Here is a 17,685-nt window from a genome sequence, read left to right on the forward strand (position 1 = left end):
CGGGGCAGCCGCGCATGGGCCCGCGGCCGCGGCCGGTCGCGCTGCGGGGGCGCCGCCGCGCCCCGGGACCGGGGACGGGACTTTCGACTCTGGGGGTCGGCGGGGCCCGCTGGTGGAATCGGTGATGCCCCCCAGGAGCCCGTCCCGGGGGCGACCCCCAGGAACCCCCGCCGACCCCCGTGAGGTGTGCTCGTGGAGCCCCATGTCCCGGTCGCCGAGCTGCCCGAGCCGGCTGAGCGTTCCCCTCGCGGGCTGTCGTCGGAGGAGGCGCGCCGCAGGCTGGCCGAGCACGGGCCCAACACCGTGGGCGCCCCGCGCCGCCACCGGGCGCTGCGCCTGCTGCTGACCCAGTTCACCAGCCCGATCGTGCTGATCCTCATCGCCGCGACCGTGGTGTCGATGCTGCTGGGCGACCTGACCGACGGGCTGGTCATCCTGGTCATCATCGCCGCGAGCGGGCTGCTGGGCTTCTTCCAGGAGCGCACGGCCGGGCGGGCGGTGGACGCGCTGCTGGCCCGCGTGCGGGTCGAGGTCGAGGTGGTGAGGGACGGCTCCGAGGTGTCGGTGCCGTCGGAGGACGTCGTCCCCGGCGACCTGGTGGTGCTGCGCGCGGGCGACGTCATCCCGGCCGACTGCCGCGTGGTCGAGTCGCACGGCCTGCAGGTGGACGAGTCGGCGCTGACCGGCGAGTCGTTCCCGGTGGAGAAGTCCCCGGGCCCGCCCTCCTCGCAGGCCGCCCCGGGGGAGGCGGTGGCCGGGCGGACCGGCACGTTGTTCGCAGGCACGCACGTCGCGGGCGGGTCCGGCGCCGCCGAGGTGCTGCGCACCGGTGGTGACACCGAGTTCGGCGCGCTCACCGCCGAGCTGGCCGCCCGCGACGTCACCACCGGGTTCGAGCGCGGCCTGACCCGCTTCGGCATGATGCTGGTGCGCGTCATGGCGGTGCTCGTCTGCCTGATCTTCGCCGTGAACCTGCTGCTGGACCGTCCGGTCGTGGAGGCGGTGCTGTTCTCGCTGGCGCTGGCCGTCGGGCTGACGCCGCAGCTGCTCCCCGCGATCGTCGCGGTCAGCCTGTCGTCGGGGGCCCGCCGCATGGCGGCCGAGCAGGTCATCGTCAAGCGCCTGGACGCCATCGAGGACTTCGGCGCGATGACGGTGCTGTGCACCGACAAGACCGGCACCCTGACGGGCGGCGTGGTCCGCCTGGACGGCGCGTACGACGTGGACGGCCGCGACAGCGCCGAGGTGCTGCGCCTGGCCGGGCTGAACGCGGGCCTGCAGCACGGCTTCGCCAACCCGCTGGACCAGGCGATCCTGCGGGGGACGCCGCCGCCCGACCCGTCGGCCAGGCTCGACGAGGTGCCGTACGACTTCGAGCGCAGGCGCATCTCGGTGCTCGCCCTGGACGGCGGCGTCCCGACGCTCGTGACGAAGGGCGCGCTGGAGGAGGTGCTCGGGGTGTGCGCCTTCGCGCGGGCGGGCGGCGCGGTGGTGCCGGTGGAGTCGGTGCGCGCGGCGGTGCTGCGGCGCCTGGCCGAGCTGAGCGCGGCCGGCTACCGGGTGCTGGGGCTGGCCACGGCGGAGCTGCCCGGCCGGGAGCGGGTGAGCGCCGCCGACGAGGCCGGCATGACGCTGACCGGCCTGCTGGCGTTCCGCGACCCGCCGAAGGAGGGCGCGGCCGAGGCGGTGGCGGAGCTGGGCGCGCTGGGCGTGTCCGTGCGCCTGGTGACGGGCGACAACCGGCTGGCCGCCGAGCACGTCGCCGGGGAGGTCGGGCTCGCCGGGCCGGCGCTGACCGGCGCGGAGATCGACCGCCTGGACGACGCCGCGCTGACGGCCCGCGCGAGGGACACGCAGGTGTTCGCCGAGATCGCCCCGCTGCAGAAGGAGCGGGTGGTGCGGGCGCTGCGCGCCGCCGGCGAGACCGTGGGGTTCCTCGGCGACGGCATCAACGACTCGCCCGCGCTGCACGCCGCCGACGTCGGCATCTCGGTGGACACCGCCGTGGACGTCGCCAAGCGCTCGGCCGCGATCGTCCTGCTGGACAAGAACCTCGGCGTGGTCGCCGACGGCGTGCGGCTGGGCCGCCAGACCTTCGCCAACACCCTCAAGTACGTGCGGGTCACCACCAGCGCGAACTTCGGCAACATGGCCAGCATGGCGGCCGCGGCGGCGTTCCTGCCCTTCCTGCCGCTGCTGCCGCGCCAGATCCTGCTGCTGAACTTCCTGTCGGACATCCCGGCGACCACGATCGCCGCCGACGCCGTGGACGAGGAGCAGGTCGAGCGGCCCAGCGCCTGGGACCTGCGCCGCATCCGCGCCTTCATGATCGGGTTCGGGGTGCTGAGCAGCCTGTTCGACGTCGCCACGTTCCTGGTGCTGCGGCTGGGGTTCGACGCGGGCGCCGACCTGTTCCGCACGGGGTGGTTCATCGAGTCGACCGCGACCGAGCTGGCCGTCATGCTGGTGCTGCGGACGCGGCGGCCGTTCTTCCGCTCGCGTCCCGGCAGGGCGCTGGTGTGGAGCAGCGTGCTGGTGGCGCTGGTCACGGTGGCCGTGCCGTTCACGCCGCTGGCCGGGCCGCTGGGGCTGGTCGCGCCCCCACCGGCGGTGCTCGCGGCGCTCGCGGGCCTGACCCTGCTGTACGTCGCGGTGAACGAGGCGGCCAAGCGCTTCCTGCCGGTGACCTAGCGGCGTCGTGGGTCGAATCCCCAGGTGACAGGCCCTGCTGTGGGGGTAGCAGGAGCTCACGTCGTCACGCGGGAGGCGAGATGCGCTCATCCCTGACTTTGGGCCGCATCGGCGGAGTCCGGATCGGGCTCAACATCAGTGTGGTGTTCATCGTCCTGATCCTGGTGTTCGGGCTGGCCTTCGGACGCTTCCCCGCTGTGTACCCCGGCTACTCCAGGGCCGTCTACCTGCTGGCGGGCGTGGTGGCCGCCGTGCTGTTCATGGCGTCGCTGCTGGCCCACGAGGTGGCGCACGCCCTCATGGCCAGACGCCAGGGGGTCGAGGTCGAGCAGATCACGCTCTGGCTGCTCGGCGGGGTGGCGGAGCTGCGGGGCGAGCCCCGCTCGCCGGGAGCCGACCTCAAGATCGCCGTGATCGGGCCGGTGACCAGTTTCCTGGCCGGGGCGGTGTTCGCCGGGGTGGCGGTGCTGGCGGCCTTCGCGTCGGCGCCGGGGCTGCTCGTCGGCATGTTCGCCTACCTGGCCGCGGTCAACGTCATCCTGGCGGTGTTCAACCTCATCCCCGCCGCGCCGCTCGACGGCGGGCGGGTGCTGCGCGCGGCCCTCTGGGCGCGGTGGGGCGACAGGACGCGCGCCGCCGTGTCCGCCGCCCGCGCCGGGCGGGCGTTCGGCTTCGTGCTCATCGCGCTCGGCTTCGTCCAGGTGGTCAGCGGCCAGGGCCTGGACGGCCTGTGGCTCGCGCTGATCGGCCTGTTCCTCGTCAACGCGGCCAGCGCCGAGGAGCAGCAGACGCAGATCAGCGCGGCGCTCGCCGGGGTGCGCGTCGGCGACGTCATGTCGGTCGAGCCCGTCGTGGCGCACCCGGACGAGACCGTGCAGGGGCTCGTCGACCGGGTCGTGATGCGGGAGCGGCTGTCCACGTACCCGCTGGTGGGGCCGGACGGCTCGTTCGCCGGCCTGGTGACGCTCAACAGGATCCGCGCGGTCGACCCGGACCACCGGGAGACGACGCGGCTGCGCGACATCGCCTGCCCGCCGCAGGACGTGCCGCAGGCCGCGCCCGAGGAGGCGCTGACCGAGCTGCTGCCGAGGATGCAGGGGGGCGCCGACGGGCGGGCGGTGGTGGTGGACCCGTCCGGGCGGCTGATCGGGCTGCTCACCCCCAGCGACATCAGCCGGCTCATCCAGACGGCCGGCCTGCACAGGACGCTGTCGGGGCCGCGTGGCGCCGACCTCGCCCCGCACTACCGCCGCCGGCACCACGACGGTGGCGACGGCGGCTGAGGGGGGCTCAGCGGACCGAGGTGAGGTGGCCGTAGGCGATGAGGTTGTCGACGTAGTGGCCGGAGCCCCGGTCGAAGGCGCCGCCGCAGGTGATGAGGCGGATTGCGGCGTACGGCAGGTCGCCGTAGACGCGTTCGGTGGGGAACGCGGTCTTGCGTACCGACTCGAACCGGTCCAGCCGGTACGTGGCCACCTTCCCGTCGGCTCTGACGACGCGGACGCGGTCGCCGGGCCGCAGGTCGCCCAGCCTGGCGAACACGGCGGGGCCGGTGGCGGTGTCGACGTGACCGACGATCACGGCGGGGCCGGCCGTGCCGGGGGCGGCGCCCCGCTCGTACCAGCCGGTGCGGTCCGCCTGGGACAGCGGCGGCACCTCCAGCGTGCCGTCGGGGTTGGTGCCGAGCCGCATGACCTCGGCCCGTACGCCGATCGCGGGGATCTCGACGCGCACGGGCGGCGAGGAGCGGGCGACCGGCCTGGCGGTGGGCACGGCACTGGGCACGGCCGTGGCGGGGACGTCGGCAGGCGGCGGAGGCGGGGGAGCGGCGGGCGCGGGCGGCGCCGGACGCGTCCACAGGGTCACGGCGAGGGCGCCCGCCCCGAGCAGGGCGGCCACGCCGGGCACGAGGGGGCTGCGGCGGCGAGAGGGGGGCAAAGCGGCCACCTCACGAATTAACGGCAAAGTTGATCATAATACTCTCACATGATCACGTTTAGGGTAAAAATCCCCTAAACTGTGCTATAGACTCATATCGTCTCACGCCTGGTCAGGCGCCCCTTCTCTCTCAGGCGTAACGGAAACCGCAGTGACCTCCCCTCCGCCGGTGCGGCGCCGCCCGGGCGCACACCGGTACGACGGCAAGACCGGCCTCCCCCCGGCGCCGATCCACCGCATGCGGGTCACCGCGCTCGTCCCCGCCCACGACGAGGCCGGCCAGATCGCCGAGAGCATCGCCTCGCTGCGCGCGCAGACCAGGCCGCCGGACCGGCTCGTCGTGATCGCCGACAACTGCACCGACGCCACCGCCGCCATCGCGCGCTCGCTCGGCGCGGAGGTGTTCGAGACCTCGGGCAACGCCCACAAGAAGGCCGGGGCGCTCAACCAGGTGCTCGACCGGCTGCTCGGCTTCCTCGGGCCGTTCGACGTGGTGCTCGTCCTCGACGCCGACTCGGCGCTCGACCCCGGCTTCGTCCAGGCGGGCCTGGAGTGGCTGGCCGGCGGCCGCTACGCCGCCGTCGGCGGCACCTTCACCGGCAAGGACGGCGGCGGCCTGGTCGGAGCGTTCCAACGCAACGAGTACGTCCGCTACGCCCGCGACGTGCGCAGGCTCAAGGGCAAGGCGCTCGTCCTGACCGGCACCGCCACCATGTTCCGCGCCCTCACCCTGCAACTGGTGGTGCGGGCGCGGAACGAAGGGCGGCTGCCCGGCGCCGCCCACGTGTACGACGTGCGCGTCCTGACCGAGGACAACGAGCTCACCCTGGCCATCCTCCACCTCGGCCTGCGCATCCTCGCCCCCAAGGAGTGCACGCTCACCACCGAGGTGATGCCGACCTGGCGCGACCTGTTCAGGCAGCGGCTGCGCTGGAAGCGGGGCGCCCTGGAGAACCTCACCGACTACGGCTGGACGAAGGTGACGCGGGAGTACTGGGGGCGGCAGCTGCTCTCGCTCGTCGGCGTGATCGTCGTGTTCGTCTACCTCGCCACGATCGTGTGGTCCTTCGCGGTGGCGGGCGGCCTGCGGATGCATCCGCTGTGGGCCGCCATCACCGTGATCTTCGCCGTGGAGCGCGTCGTCACCGTCCGCGCCCGCGGCCCCGCCCAGATGCTGCTCGCGGGGCTGCTGGTGGTCGAGATGGTCTTCGACGTGTTCCTGCAGATCGTCCAGGCGAAGGCCTTCTGGGAGGCGGCCTGGCGTAGAGAAAGGAAATGGTGACCATGTACAACAACCCGATCGGAGGGGTCGCCGCCGGCTTCGGCGGCCTCGTCTCCGCACCGTTCGCCGGGTGGAACGCCCTCTGGATCTCGCTGGGGCTGTTCACGCTCTTCTCCGCGGGCGTGGCCGTCAAGCGGCTCCTGCCCAAGCGTGAGGCCTGAGCGCGCGGCCTGAGCGCGTGACCCGTGGCGCCGGGCCGGCGGATCAGCCGCCCGGCGTCCCGGCCACGACCAGCGACAGCGGCAGGTCGCCGACGGGGTGCCTGGCGAAACCGGGCTCGCCCCTGTAGACCGAGCCGCCGAGCCACTTCGCCGTGGTGGACGCCACCACCCGCCCCGCCGCGTTGACGACGAACGCGGGCGCGGGCACCTCGCGCAGCGCCGGCACGACGGCGCCCTCGAACCGGCGCACGAGCACGTCGGCCGCGGCCACGCCGGCGAACACCCCCTCCACGGTCACCGGCACCGACAGCGTGAGGCTGTACTCGTCCGTGCACAGGTAGTCGACGTACGGGCCGCAGATCGTCCGCTCGGAGCCCTCCAGGGGACCGGTGTACCAGCCCCAGTGCGTGTAGTCGTAGAACGCGCTGCTGGCCGGGTCGAGGTCGCGCAGGAGCTGGACGCGCGAGCCGGAGGCGTCCTCCTGCCACCACTCCAGGTACCAGGGCGCGTCGGCCAGCAGCCCCGGCGCGGCGATGAACCCGATGCCGGCGATGAGGCCGCCGAGGTAGCCGAACAGCACTGGACGCAGCTCCGCCAGGTCGGACCTGGACAGCCCGGCCGGGCCGGGGGAGCGGCCCGCGACCAGCGCGGCGGTGCGGTCGCGCACGTCGAGCAGGGCGGCGAACACGCCCTCGACGGTGTCGCGGACCCGTGCGGCCGCGCGGCGCACCGCCTCGGCGTCAGCGGGGTCCGCCGCCGCCGTGGCTCCCGCTGGGCCGCTGTGCATGCCGGTCTGGGGCATTTGTTCACCTCTGTACCCACGGCGCCGGGCCCCGGGCGGCGGTCAGTCCACCGCCAGCCGCAGCTCGATCAACCGTTCCATCGCTTCGCACACATGCCGCTCGGCCAGGTCCCGAGCCTGGTCTGGGTCGCCGCGGAGGATGGCCTCGACGATGGCGCGGTGCTGGGCCGTGACCTCATCGTGCCCGTCAGCGTCGCCGTAAGGAAGCCACAGCAACGGTCCGATGTCGGCCTGTGACCGGATCTCCTCCTGAGTGAGTCGTGCCGACTGCGACGCGGCCGCCACCTCGACGTGGAAGCGCCCCTCCAGCCTGATCAGCGCCGCGCTCCCGGCGTCGACGGACGGGCCCCCGGAGGGGCCGCCGGCCGCGCGGCCGGCCACGCGGCCGGACACGGCGGCCATGTCGTCGAGCGAGCGCAGCAGCGGCGCCACGTCGGCGGGCAGGGCCCGCCGCGCCGCCAGCCGGGCGGCGGCGCCGGCGATGGCGGCGTAGTGGTCACCGAGGTCGCGCAGCTCGTCCACCGCGTACGCGCGCAGCCGGGCGCCCAGTTCCAGCGGCTCGCTCGGCGTCCGGACGAAGCTGCCGCCGCCGCGCCCCCTCCTGGTCTCCACCAGGCCCTGCTGGCGCAGCGCCATGAGCGCCTCCCGCAGGGTGACGGTGGAGACGCCGAGCAGCCCGGCCAGCTCCGCCTCGCTCGGCAGCTGCTCGCCGTCGGCGAGGACGCCGAGGGCGATCGCGTCGGCGAGCCGGCGCACCACGGCGTCGACCCTGCCGGTGGCGCCGACGGGGGCGAAGACGGCCAGGTGGGACCCGCTCGCCGCCATCGCCACCCCTTCTGCCGCCGTTCACCACATTGGTACACGAAACCCCCTTGATGCGAAACATTTAAGACCATATGTTTTCGGTCATGCCTCAGAGCGAGACAGCCGTGCGGCTGCGCGGGCTGCGCAAGGAGTTCGGGACGGTCACCGCCGTGGACGGCGTGGACCTCGACGTACAGGACGGCGAGTTCTTCGCCATGCTCGGGCCTTCCGGCTCGGGCAAGACCACGGTGCTGCGGATGATCGCCGGGTTCGAGACGCCCACGGCGGGCAGCGTCGAACTGGGCGGCAGGGACGTCACCCGGCTGGCCCCCTTCGAACGGGACGTCAACACCGTCTTCCAGGACTACGCGCTGTTCCCCCACATGAGCGTGCTGGACAACGTGGAGTACGGCCTGCGGGTCAAGAAGGTGCGCAGGGCCGAACGGCGCGAGCGGGCGCTCGACGCGCTGCGCTCCGTCCGGCTGGAGGGCATGGAGGGGCGGCGGCCCGGCCAGCTGTCCGGCGGGCAGCGGCAGCGCGTCGCGCTCGCCAGGGCGCTGGTCAACCGGCCCCGCGTGCTGCTGCTGGACGAGCCGCTCGGCGCGCTCGACCTCAAGCTGCGCGAGGAGATGCAGGTCGAGCTGAAGGCCCTGCAGCGCGAGGTGGGCATCACCTTCCTGTTCGTCACCCACGACCAGGAGGAGGCGCTGACCATGAGCGACCGCGTCGCCGTGTTCGGCCACGGCAGGATCGAGCAGGTCGGCACCCCCGCCGAGATCTACGAGCGCCCGGCCAGCGCGTTCGTCGCGGGCTTCGTCGGCACCTCGAACCTCGTCTCCGGCGAGGCCGCGCGCGCGGTGCTCGGGCGCGACGGCACGTTCAGCATCAGGCCGGAGAAGCTGCGGGTCGTGCTCGACGCCTCCGACGCAGGCCCGGCGCCGGACGTCGGCTCGGACGAGCACGCCGCCGCCGGCACCGTCGCCGAGGTCGTCTACGCCGGGCCCGCCACCCGGTTCGTCGTCGACCTGGACGCGGGCGGCCGGCTCATCGCGCTCCAGCAGAACCTCCAGGTGTCGTCCATGGACGTCACCGGGCTGAGGGGCGCCCGCGTGCGGCTCGTGTGGCAGCGACGGCACGAGTTCGCCATCACCTCGTAACCCCGGACCCCCTCAGGAAGCACCGGCCCTCCGCAGCCCCTCACCAGCCCCCGCAGCCGCGCCCCGCGGCGCACATCCCCCAGGAGGAACACCATGCGATCCACCGGATCCCCCCGAGCCGGACAAGCCGGGCGTGCCGGCCGCTACGTGGTCGCCGCGGCGGCGCTCGCGCTCGCCGCGGCCTGCGGCAGCGGCGGCGGGACCGCCTCGGGCGGCGGCGCCCCCGCCCCCGGCCACGGCGGCTTCACCCCGCCCAAGCTGGAGGCGCTGAAGAGCCTCGGCCCCGGCGAGGGCCAGGTGAACCTCGTCGCCTGGGCCGGCTACGCCGAGGACGGCACCAACGACCCCAAGGTGGACTGGGTCACCCCCTTCGAGAAGGCCACCGGCTGCCAGGTCAACACCAAGGTCGCGGGCACCTCCGACGAGATGGTCAACCTCATGAAGACCGGCCAGTACGACGCCGTCTCCGCCTCGGGCGACGCCTCGCTGCGCCTCATCGCGTCCGGCACGGTGGCGCCGGTGAACACCGCCCTCGTCCCGAACTACGCCGACGTGTTCGACGGGCTGAAGAACAAGCCCTGGAACTCGGTCAACGGCGTCTCCTACGGCGTCCCCCACGGCCGCGGCGCCAACCTGCTCATGTGGCGCACCGACACGGTCAAGCCCGCCCCCGACTCGTGGAGCGTCGTCTTCGACCCGAACTCGCCGTACAAGGGCAAGGTCACCGCGTACGACTCGCCGATCTACATCGCGGACGCCGCCGTCTACCTCATGGCGACCAAGCCCGAACTCGGCATCAAGAATCCGTACGCGCTGGACGACAAGCAGTTCCAGGCGGCCGTGGACCTGCTGAAGCAGCAGAAGCAGATCGTCGGCGAGTACTGGTCCGACTACACCAAGGAGATCCAGGCGTTCAAGGGCGGCGACTCCGTCGTCGGCACCACCTGGCAGGTGATCGTCAACGTCGCGCAGGGCGAGAAGGCCCCGGTCGAGGCGGTCCTGCCGAAGGAGGGCGCCACCGGCTGGTCCGACACCTGGATGGTCGCCGCCAAGGCCGCGCACCCGAACTGCGCGTACAGGTGGCTCGACTGGATCATCTCGCCGAAGGCGAACGCGCAGGTCGCCGAGTACTTCGGCGAGGCGCCCGCCAACACCAAGGCGTGCGCGCAGACCGCCGACCCCAAGCACTGCGACACCTACCACGCCACCGACGAGGCGTACTACTCGAAGGTCTTCTACTGGACGACGCCGATCGCCCAGTGCCTCGACGGGCGCACCGACGTGACGTGCAAGGACTACTCCGAGTGGACGCGCGCCTGGACGGAGATCAAGGGGTGAGCGCGCAGGCCGCGGAGGCGGCCGGGTTCCGCAGGGGCCTGGCCGCCTTCCTCCACCGCCGGCCCTGGGTGCGGCTGTCGCTGCTGCTGTCGGCGCCGCTGCTCTGGCTCGGCGTGGCGTACCTGGGAGCGCTCGCGGCGCTGTTCGTCACCGCGTTCTGGACGACCGACACCTTCACCGGCGAGCTGGTCAGGACCTTCACCTGGGCCAACTTCCGCGACCTGCTCACCGGCGAGGTCTACAGGACGATCACGCTGCGCTCGGTCGGGGTCGCGCTGGCCGTCACCGTGATCGACCTGGCGATCGCCTTCCCCGTGGCGTTCGCGATGGCCAAGGTGGCCTCGCCGCGGTCGCGGCGGTGGCTGGTGATCGCGGTGCTCACGCCGCTGTGGGCGAGCTACCTGGTCAAGGCGTACGCGTGGCGGGTCATGCTGTCGTCCGGCGGGCTGCTCGGGTGGGGCTTCGGGCTCACCGCGACCGTCCTGACGCTGGCGTACCTGTGGCTGCCGTACATGATCCTGCCCATCTACGCGGGCCTGGAGCGGCTGCCGGACTCCCTGCTGGAGGCCGCGGGCGACCTCGGCGCGCGCGCCGGGCGGGTGTTCCGCACGGTCGTGTGGCCGCTCGCCTTCCCCGCCGTCATCGCCGGGTCGATCTTCACGTTCTCGCTGTCGCTCGGCGACTACATCGCCGTCAAGATCGTCGGAGGTAAGAGTCAGCTCATCGGCAACGTCGTGTACGACAACATCGGCGCCGCCAACAACCTGCCGTTCGCCGCCGCCGTGGCCACCGTCCCCGTCGTCATCATGCTGGTCTACCTCGCCGCGGTCCGCCGCACCGGCGCCCTGGAGAACCTGTGAACCTGTCACGCCCGGCCAGGCTGCTGTTCCGCCTGGTGCTCGCCGCCGGGCTCGCCGTGATCTACGTGCCGCTGCTCGTCGTGCTGCTCAACTCGGTCAACGCCGACAGGACGTTCGGCTGGCCGCCGTCCGGGCTGACCCTGCGCTGGTGGGCCGCCGCCTGGGACTCGGCGGGGCTGCGCGACGCCCTGTGGACGTCCGTGCAGGCCGGGCTGGGCGCCACCGCCGTCGCCCTCGTGCTCGGCACCATGGCGGCCTTCGCGGTGCAGCGCTACCGCTTCTTCGGCCGCGACACCGTCTCCCTGCTGATCATCCTGCCGATCGCGCTGCCCGGCATCGTCACCGGCATCGCGCTGAACAACGCCTTCCGCGCCGTCCTGGAGCCGTTCGGGGTGGGGCTCGGGCTGTTCACCGTCATCGTCGGGCACGCCACGTTCTGCGTCGTGACCGTCTACAACAACGTCCTGGCCCGGCTCAGGCGCACCGGCACCCGGCTGGAGGAGGCGTCCGCCGACCTCGGGGCCGACACCTTCACCACGTTCCGGCTGGTGACGTTCCCGATGATGCGGTCGGCGCTGCTCGCGGGCGGCCTGCTGGCGTTCGCGCTGTCGTTCGACGAGATCATCGTGACGACGTTCACCGCGGGCGCGGGCGTGCGCACCCTGCCCATCTGGATCTTCGAGAACCTCTTCAGACCCAACCAGGCCCCCGTGGTCAACGTGGTCGCCGCCGCACTGATCCTGGCCTCCGTGGTGCCCATCTACCTGGCCCAGCGCCTGTCGGGCGAGGTCGGCACCCACTGACGGGGACGACGCGGGCGAGCGGCGCGGGCTTCGACGCTCGAACCGCTGGACGGGGCCGGTGCGGCAGCGGGTTCAGGCCGGACCGGCCCCGTCGGCCAAGTACGTCAGAACCATCTCGACCAGTGCCTCGACGTCGGCGTCGACCATCGGCTCGCCGGTCATGCCCATCCGGTGGAGCAGGGTTCCGACGACGACGTCGATGAAGAACAGCACGCGGTTCTCCGGCTCGCCCAGCGCGTCCTGCAGCGCGAGCCGGTACGGGTCCTGCAGCCGCGCGGACAGCAGTTCGCGCAGGGCCGGGTCGCTCACGGCGTCACTGAACACGCCCGCGAACGCGTCGCCCACCCCGGGCTCCCCGATCTTCGCCGCGATCCAGCGGACGGCCGAGGCCATGATCTCGGCTCGACCCGCGCCCTCCAGCGGCACCGGGCCGAACGCGTCGAGCAGGCAGTCCACGATCAGCGCACCCTTCGAGGGCCAGCGACGGTAGATCGTCGTCTTGGCGACGCCGGCCGCGGCGGCGATGCGGTCGACGGTGGCGCGCGCGTAGCCGAGCTCCTGGACCGTGCTCAGCGTCGCGGCGAAGACCACGGCGTTGACGCCGGAGCGTGGACGACCGGGCGGTCTGGCGGATGTGGCCGATGTCATACCCACAGGATACCCTTTTTCGCTACCTTGGGTATCGATACCTCAGGTAGTGAAACTGTCCGACGAGGAGAAGAGCATGAGCGAGGTCACCGACACGCGGTCGCGGCAGGCCCGGGGAGCGGAGCCGGACTGGTCGGCGATGACGGCCGAGGAGCTGGTCGCCTACCGTGACGCGGAGAACCGCAGACGGTCGTCCCCCGAGGCGCGGGCGATCACCGGGCTTCCTGATCCCGGCGCCGCGATCCAGTGGCAGGAGGTGGCGCTGCCCGGCCGCGATCTTCCGGTCAGGGTGTACCGGCCGTCACCCGGCGGCGACGACCTGCCGCTCGTGCTCCACGTGCACGGAGGCGGGTTCGTGGGCACGGCGGTGCAGAGCGACTGGGTCAACAGCCACCTCGCCGCCCGGCTGCCCGCGGTCGTCGTCTCGGTCGAGCACCGCCTCCTCGACCAGGAGACCCCGCTGTCGGCGGCCGTCGACGACGGCTGGGACGTGCTCCGGCACGTGGTGCGGCACGCGGCGCAATGGGGGGTCGACCCGGCACGGGCCGCGGTCTTCGGTGAGAGCACCGGCGCGTTGATCAGCGCCCTGGCGGCGATCCGGGCCAGGGAGTCCGGCCTGCTCCTGCGGGCGCAGGTGCTGGTCAACCCCGCCGTCGACGTGACCGGGACGATGTTCGACCACGACTCGTTCACCGAGCACGCCCACACCCCCACCCTCACCGTGCCGCAGCTGCGACTGGTTCACCGGTTCGCCGTCCCACCGGGAACCGACCCCCGTGCCCTGTCGCCGCTGTACGCCGACGACCTGGACGGGCTGGCCCCAGCGCTCGTGGTGGTGCCGACCCACGACCCGGTGGCCGATCACGGCCGCGCCTACGCCGAACGGCTGCGAGCGGCCGGGACCCCCGCGCGGCTCACCGAATACCCCGGAGCCGGGCACGCGTTCCTCAGCATGCCGGGCGTGGTGCCGCAGGCGAAGGCCGCACGGGCGGAGATCCTCGAGTTCCTCCGAGGGGCTCTTCCCGGATGACGGGGTCCCGACCCGCCGGTTCGCGTTCGACTGCCCCCGGATCATCCGACCCTCCCAGTAATCGAAACCAGCGTGAGGAATCCTCGATGCCGCACCAGCAGCACACCGCCACCACCGGCGACACCACCGCCGACCACTCCCGGCTGGCCGCCTTCGGCGACCATCTGATCGCCCTTCACGACGAGCTCCGCCGCGACATCGCCGCCCTGCGGGAGGCGGCGGCGCAGCTGCCCGCCGACGGCGATGCCCCCGGCCCGCTCGTCCTGCCCCAGCGGCTCCACAGCCACTGCCTGTCCTTCTGCGAGGCCCTGGACGCCCACCACACCACCGAGGACCAGTCGGTCTTCCCCTTCCTGGCCCAGGAACACCCCGAGCTGTCCGAGGTGCTGGACCGCCTGACCTCCGACCACCGCACCATGGCGACCCTCCTGGCCGGTCTCCGCGAACTCGCCGCGGCCCCCTCCGCGCCCGGCTTCCACGCGGATCTGGAACGCCTGTCGGTCGAACTCCTCAACCACCTCGACCGCGAGGAGCACTACCTCGTCCCGGTCCTCAACTCCCTGACGCACTTCCCCGGACACTGACGCACCGGCCCGCCACCCAGGGCCTGCTTCGTGGATCAGGAGGTGTCATCAGCCTCCTGATCCACCGCTTCCGGACAGCCCGTCGGGACGGGCCCTAAGGCTTCTCCTGGAGATCCGAGCGGATCACGCTGTAGAGCACGCCGTCACGCCACTGCCCGGCGCGGAAGCCGCACCCGCGCAGGACGCCCTCTCGCGTGAACCCCGACTTCTCCAGCGCTCGCTGCTCCGCCAGGTTGCTGATCTCCGTGGACGCCTCGATCCTGTTGGCCATCGAGTGGTCGAACAGGTAACGCACGAGCAGCCGGTGCGCCTGAGTGCCATGCCCCTGGCCGCGATGCTCCGGCGCCACGATCAGCCCCATCGACCAGTAATAGCTGGCGCGGTTGGCGACCTGCTTGCTCCACGACACGAAGCCGACTCTGACGTCACCGTTCGCGATGACCAGGATGCCGCCGTCGTCGCTCAGCATCCCGTTGTCCTGCCAGCGCTCGCGCAAGCGGTGCGGATTCTGGAAGCCGTACCACTGGAACTCGCCCGTGCTGTCAGGATCGCTCGTGAGCCGGTGCAGGAAGGGCAGATCGTCCTCTTCGACCGAGCGGAGACGTACTGTCATGATCGGGACACTAATCGATCCAGGGGACCTACCCCGACGGCCGCAGCGCGACGGTGGACGTCGACGTTCCGTCCAGGGTGAGCCTGAGCGTCGGTGCGATGGTGCCGCCGAAGTTGGCGCGCGCACGCGCGGCCACCGCGTGCCGGAGATCCGCGCCCTGGTGCGATCTGTAGTTGGCGAAGCTCACCACCCGGAGGTCGGGCAGCACCAGCCAGGCGTAGGCCTGGTCGGGTTCGCGCGGCGGATTCCGGATCACGAGTCCTGAGCCGTTGAGCGGCTCGTACGGTCCTGTCAGGGCGGGGGCGACGAAGCCGTACAGCCCTGTGGGCGCGCGATCGGCGGGGTGGAAGGTGTGGCGCTGCGTGCAGAAGAACAGGTAGTACCGCGACCGGTGGACGATGACGTGGGGCCGTTCCAGCTCGTGGTTGACGCCGTCCGCGACGACGAGGGGAGGGAGCAGGGACCAGGCGCCGGCCTGTGCGCCGGCCAGCGCGATCGCGCCGTCGAAGCGGTCGCGTGCGGCGACGGACGCGGCGATGAGCAGGTACTCGCGCCCGTCCGACGGGTCGCGGAACCAGCCGGGATCGCGGAAGGCCTTGATCCGTCCCGGCGCCCCTGTGGCCTCGTCGGTCGGCAGGTACGTGACGCCGTCCGAGCGGAGGATCTCCCGGTGTCCGGACTCGTGCTCCAGCGAGATCCGGCCGTCGTCGGCGGTCAGGATGAGCCGCGTCTCGACGACGCTCTGCCCGAACGTCGGGCGCGATTCGCCTCTCCGCCCGGCGGCCGTGTAGAACACCGAGACGGATCCGTCGGGCCTGCGGACCGCCGATCCCGACCATTCGCGGCTGCCCGGCGAGGCGCCATCGGAGAACGCGGGCCCCAGGTCCGCCCAGCCGTCGCCGTTCTTGGCGAGCAGGCGGATGCGGGCCTGGTCGTGGCGCTCTTCCGGGTGGGCGGGGGACGGAGCCGACAGCGCCATCCACACCTCGTGGCCGCCGATGAGAGAGGTCGAGCCGTCTTCCTCCTGTACGGGCCACAGGTCCCACAGGTCGTGGCCCGGCAGGATCCGGGGGACCGCCGTGGGATCGAAGACGGGCGCCGTGGTCGCGGCGCTCTCGGCGAGCAGGTCGAGATGCCGGCGTGTCCAGCGGGCCGGTCGCCCGGAGCGGGTGGGCATGGGCTGCGCCGCGTCCGGCATGGGGCCGCCGCGGCGTGGTGGCGTCGCGCTCATCCCGTCAGCCCTTCAACGAGCCCTGGAGCAGGGCCTTGACGAAGTGCCGCTGGAACACGAGGAAGATCGCGAGCGTGGGCGCCAGGATCAGCAGCGACCCGGCGCACAGCAGCGGGATGTCGGTGCCCCACTGCCCCTGGAAGGCCCCGAGCGCGCCGGACATCGTGCGTTCGGCGGGGTCGTCGACGAGGACGATGGCCAGCAGGAACTGGTTCCAGGTCCACAGGAACAGCAGGATGCCCAGCGACGAGATCGCCGGCATGGCGAGGGGGACGTGGATGCGCCGGAACAGCTGCCAGAGGTTGGCGCCGTCCATCCGCGCGCTCTCTGACAGTTCCCCTGGCATGTTGACGAAATGCGCACGCATCCAGAAGACGCTGAACGGCATGAACAGGCCGATGAGCGGCAGGATGATCGCCCATCGGGTGTTCAGCAGCCCCATGTCGCGGACCTGGTAGTACAGGGGCGTGATGACGCCCTCGAAGGGGAGGGTCAGGCCGAGCACGAACAGCAGGAAGACCGGGCGGCCGCCGGGCACGCGCAGATGGCCGATGGCGAAGCCGGCCATCGTGCTCAGCAGGACCGAGATCGGCACCACCCCCAGCACGATGAGCAGGCTCGACAGCAGCAGCTCGCCCATCTTCGCGGCTTCGAAGGCTCGCAGGAAGTTGCCCCACTGCGGGTCGGCGGGCCAGGCGAACCCGGCCGGGTACGTGCCGGAGGGGTGCAGGGCGGTGACGAACAGGCTGAGGAACGGCAGGATCGTGACCGCCATCAGCAGGACGAGCAGCAGTCTGCCGGTCCAGGACTCCCGCCAAGAGATGATCATCGCTTGCCGTCCTTGGTGAACCACTGGATGGGGAGGGCGCAGGCGATCACCAGCAGCATGAGCACCACGGCCAGCGCCGAGGCCATGCCCACCTCGCGCTCCGAGAAGGCCAGGTAGTAGATCTGCAGACCGGGCACCATGGTGGCGTTGCCTGGGCCGCCCTGGGTGGAGATGTAGATGATGTCGAAGCTCGCCAGGGCCGCGATCACGGTCACGGTGACGCAGACCGCGATCTCCTGGCGGAGGCTGGGGACGGTGATCGAGACGAACTCGCGCCACGCGCCGGCGCCGTCCAGCCGGGCCGCCTCGTACAGGGCTGGATCGATCTTGCTCATGCCGGCCAGGAGCAGCAGCGTGCACAGGCCGAGGAGCACCCAGGCGCCGATCATCCCGACCGCGGGCAGGGCGGTGGAGAGGTCACCCAGCCAGGCGCGCGTCACCCCGCCGAGCCCGAGGAGCGAGAGGAACTGGTTGACGGCTCCGGTGGACGACAGCAGCCAGCTCCAGGCGATGCCGGCCGCGACGAGCGGGATGACCTGCGGCAGGAACAGCACGGTACGCGCCACCACGGCGAGCCGGGTGTGGGCGATGCGCCGGATGGTCGCGGCGATCGCCAGGCCCAGCAGGACCGGCACGGCGCTGAAGAACACGATCAGCTTGACGGCGTTGATCAGCGAGTCGTACAGGGCGGGGTCGGTGAAGACCTTCCCGTAGTTGGCCAGCCCCGCCCACGTGGACGGGCCGATGCCGTCCCAACGGTAGAGCGAGTACTGGAACGTGAGGCTGATGGGGCGCAGGACGAAGACCGCGTAGAAGGCGAGTGCCGGGACGACGAACAGCCAGCCTGCCCATCCGCGTGTCTTCGCCCCGGCCCCCCGTCTGCGCGCGGGCCGGCCGGGGGCGGGCGGCGTCAT

Annotated in this window: 18 protein-coding genes; 10 read left to right on the top strand and 8 right to left on the bottom strand. The window is 72.3% G+C overall.

Features of this window, described 5'->3' with window-relative positions; all coding sequences use genetic code 11:
• Nucleotides 1-192 precede the first annotated feature (192 nt).
• On the top strand, nucleotides 193-2,691 hold the full coding sequence (mgtA, locus tag BMX74_RS38480) for a magnesium-translocating P-type ATPase (protein ID WP_177227669.1): 2,499 nt from the start codon (nucleotides 193-195) through the stop codon (nucleotides 2,689-2,691).
• An 80-nt stretch (nucleotides 2,692-2,771) separates the two neighbouring features.
• A complete protein-coding gene (locus BMX74_RS38485) occupies nucleotides 2,772-3,974 on the top strand; it encodes a site-2 protease family protein (RefSeq protein ID WP_055501216.1) in 1,203 nt (400 codons plus the stop codon).
• 7 nt (nucleotides 3,975-3,981) lie between these two features.
• On the opposite strand, the gene BMX74_RS38490 is transcribed toward BMX74_RS38485, so the two are convergent.
• Nucleotides 3,982-4,629 carry a class F sortase gene (locus tag BMX74_RS38490; RefSeq protein ID WP_236714542.1) on the bottom strand — a complete coding sequence of 216 codons (648 nt, stop codon included), beginning with the start codon at nucleotides 4,627-4,629 and terminating at the stop codon, nucleotides 3,982-3,984.
• A gap of 169 nt (nucleotides 4,630-4,798) precedes the next feature.
• Here BMX74_RS38490 and BMX74_RS38495 point away from each other — a divergent pair, with 169 nt between their 5' ends.
• Together BMX74_RS38495 and BMX74_RS44605 are read left to right on the top strand one after the other, a co-directional pair.
• A complete protein-coding gene (locus BMX74_RS38495; RefSeq protein ID WP_218154198.1) occupies nucleotides 4,799-5,911 on the top strand; it encodes a glycosyltransferase family 2 protein in 1,113 nt (370 codons plus the stop codon).
• Nucleotides 5,905-6,072: a hypothetical protein gene (locus tag BMX74_RS44605; RefSeq protein WP_176573257.1), complete on the top strand. Its 168-nt coding sequence runs from the start codon at nucleotides 5,905-5,907 to the stop codon at nucleotides 6,070-6,072. The genes BMX74_RS38495 and BMX74_RS44605 overlap by 7 nt, the downstream gene beginning before the upstream one ends.
• Nucleotides 6,073-6,115: 43 nt before the next feature.
• On the opposite strand, the gene BMX74_RS38500 is transcribed toward BMX74_RS44605, so the two are convergent.
• Both BMX74_RS38500 and BMX74_RS38505 read right to left on the bottom strand, forming a co-directional pair.
• Nucleotides 6,116-6,874, bottom strand: coding sequence for a cache domain-containing protein (locus BMX74_RS38500; protein ID WP_091105384.1), 759 nt, complete (start codon nucleotides 6,872-6,874; stop codon nucleotides 6,116-6,118).
• 42 nt (nucleotides 6,875-6,916) lie between these two features.
• Nucleotides 6,917-7,699, bottom strand: a complete 783-nt coding sequence (locus BMX74_RS38505) for a FadR/GntR family transcriptional regulator (protein WP_091105413.1) — start codon at nucleotides 7,697-7,699, stop codon at nucleotides 6,917-6,919.
• Nucleotides 7,700-7,782: 83 nt separating this feature from the next.
• Between BMX74_RS38505 and BMX74_RS38510 the strand changes: the two genes are divergently transcribed.
• The 4 genes from BMX74_RS38510 to BMX74_RS38525 all read left to right on the top strand — a co-directional run bounded on the left by BMX74_RS38510 (nucleotide 7,783) and on the right by BMX74_RS38525 (nucleotide 11,836).
• Nucleotides 7,783-8,835, top strand: coding sequence for an ABC transporter ATP-binding protein (locus BMX74_RS38510; protein WP_055501217.1), 1,053 nt, complete (start codon nucleotides 7,783-7,785; stop codon nucleotides 8,833-8,835).
• Nucleotides 8,836-8,928: 93 nt separating this feature from the next.
• On the top strand, nucleotides 8,929-10,173 hold the full coding sequence (locus BMX74_RS38515) for an ABC transporter substrate-binding protein (protein ID WP_091105387.1): 1,245 nt from the start codon (nucleotides 8,929-8,931) through the stop codon (nucleotides 10,171-10,173).
• A complete protein-coding gene (locus tag BMX74_RS38520) occupies nucleotides 10,170-11,033 on the top strand; it encodes an ABC transporter permease (protein WP_218154199.1) in 864 nt (287 codons plus the stop codon). Before BMX74_RS38515 ends, BMX74_RS38520 begins: the two co-directional genes overlap by 4 nt.
• Nucleotides 11,030-11,836 carry an ABC transporter permease gene (locus BMX74_RS38525; RefSeq protein WP_055501219.1) on the top strand — a complete coding sequence of 269 codons (807 nt, stop codon included), beginning with the start codon at nucleotides 11,030-11,032 and terminating at the stop codon, nucleotides 11,834-11,836. The genes BMX74_RS38520 and BMX74_RS38525 overlap by 4 nt, the downstream gene beginning before the upstream one ends.
• A gap of 72 nt (nucleotides 11,837-11,908) precedes the next feature.
• Here BMX74_RS38525 and BMX74_RS38530 read toward each other — a convergent pair whose 3' ends face one another.
• On the bottom strand, nucleotides 11,909-12,484 hold the full coding sequence (locus tag BMX74_RS38530) for a TetR/AcrR family transcriptional regulator (RefSeq protein ID WP_091105389.1): 576 nt from the start codon (nucleotides 12,482-12,484) through the stop codon (nucleotides 11,909-11,911).
• 76 nt (nucleotides 12,485-12,560) lie between these two features.
• Between BMX74_RS38530 and BMX74_RS38535 the strand changes: the two genes are divergently transcribed.
• Together BMX74_RS38535 and BMX74_RS38540 are read left to right on the top strand one after the other, a co-directional pair.
• Nucleotides 12,561-13,514, top strand: a complete 954-nt coding sequence (locus tag BMX74_RS38535) for an alpha/beta hydrolase (RefSeq protein ID WP_055503753.1) — start codon at nucleotides 12,561-12,563, stop codon at nucleotides 13,512-13,514.
• An 86-nt stretch (nucleotides 13,515-13,600) separates the two neighbouring features.
• Nucleotides 13,601-14,098: a hemerythrin domain-containing protein gene (locus BMX74_RS38540; RefSeq protein ID WP_177227671.1), complete on the top strand. Its 498-nt coding sequence runs from the start codon at nucleotides 13,601-13,603 to the stop codon at nucleotides 14,096-14,098.
• Between the two features lie 94 nt (nucleotides 14,099-14,192).
• Here the strand turns inward: BMX74_RS38540 and BMX74_RS38545 are convergent, their stop codons facing one another.
• From BMX74_RS38545 to BMX74_RS38560, 4 genes are read right to left on the bottom strand one after another with little or no spacing between them, the layout of a single operon-like run.
• Entirely contained in the window at nucleotides 14,193-14,711 is a 519-nt protein-coding gene (locus BMX74_RS38545; RefSeq protein WP_091105392.1) for a GNAT family N-acetyltransferase, read from the bottom strand.
• Nucleotides 14,712-14,739: 28 nt separating this feature from the next.
• Entirely contained in the window at nucleotides 14,740-15,942 is a 1,203-nt protein-coding gene (locus BMX74_RS38550) for a glycoside hydrolase family 68 protein (protein ID WP_218154200.1), read from the bottom strand.
• A 4-nt stretch (nucleotides 15,943-15,946) separates the two neighbouring features.
• Nucleotides 15,947-16,771 carry a carbohydrate ABC transporter permease gene (locus BMX74_RS38555; protein WP_091105393.1) on the bottom strand — a complete coding sequence of 275 codons (825 nt, stop codon included), beginning with the start codon at nucleotides 16,769-16,771 and terminating at the stop codon, nucleotides 15,947-15,949.
• On the bottom strand, nucleotides 16,768-17,685 hold the full coding sequence (locus BMX74_RS38560) for a carbohydrate ABC transporter permease (protein ID WP_055501225.1): 918 nt from the start codon (nucleotides 17,683-17,685) through the stop codon (nucleotides 16,768-16,770). The genes BMX74_RS38555 and BMX74_RS38560 overlap by 4 nt, the downstream gene beginning before the upstream one ends.

This window comes from Nonomuraea pusilla (assembly GCF_900109355.1).
In the GTDB taxonomy this organism is placed as follows: domain Bacteria; phylum Actinomycetota; class Actinomycetes; order Streptosporangiales; family Streptosporangiaceae; genus Nonomuraea; species Nonomuraea pusilla.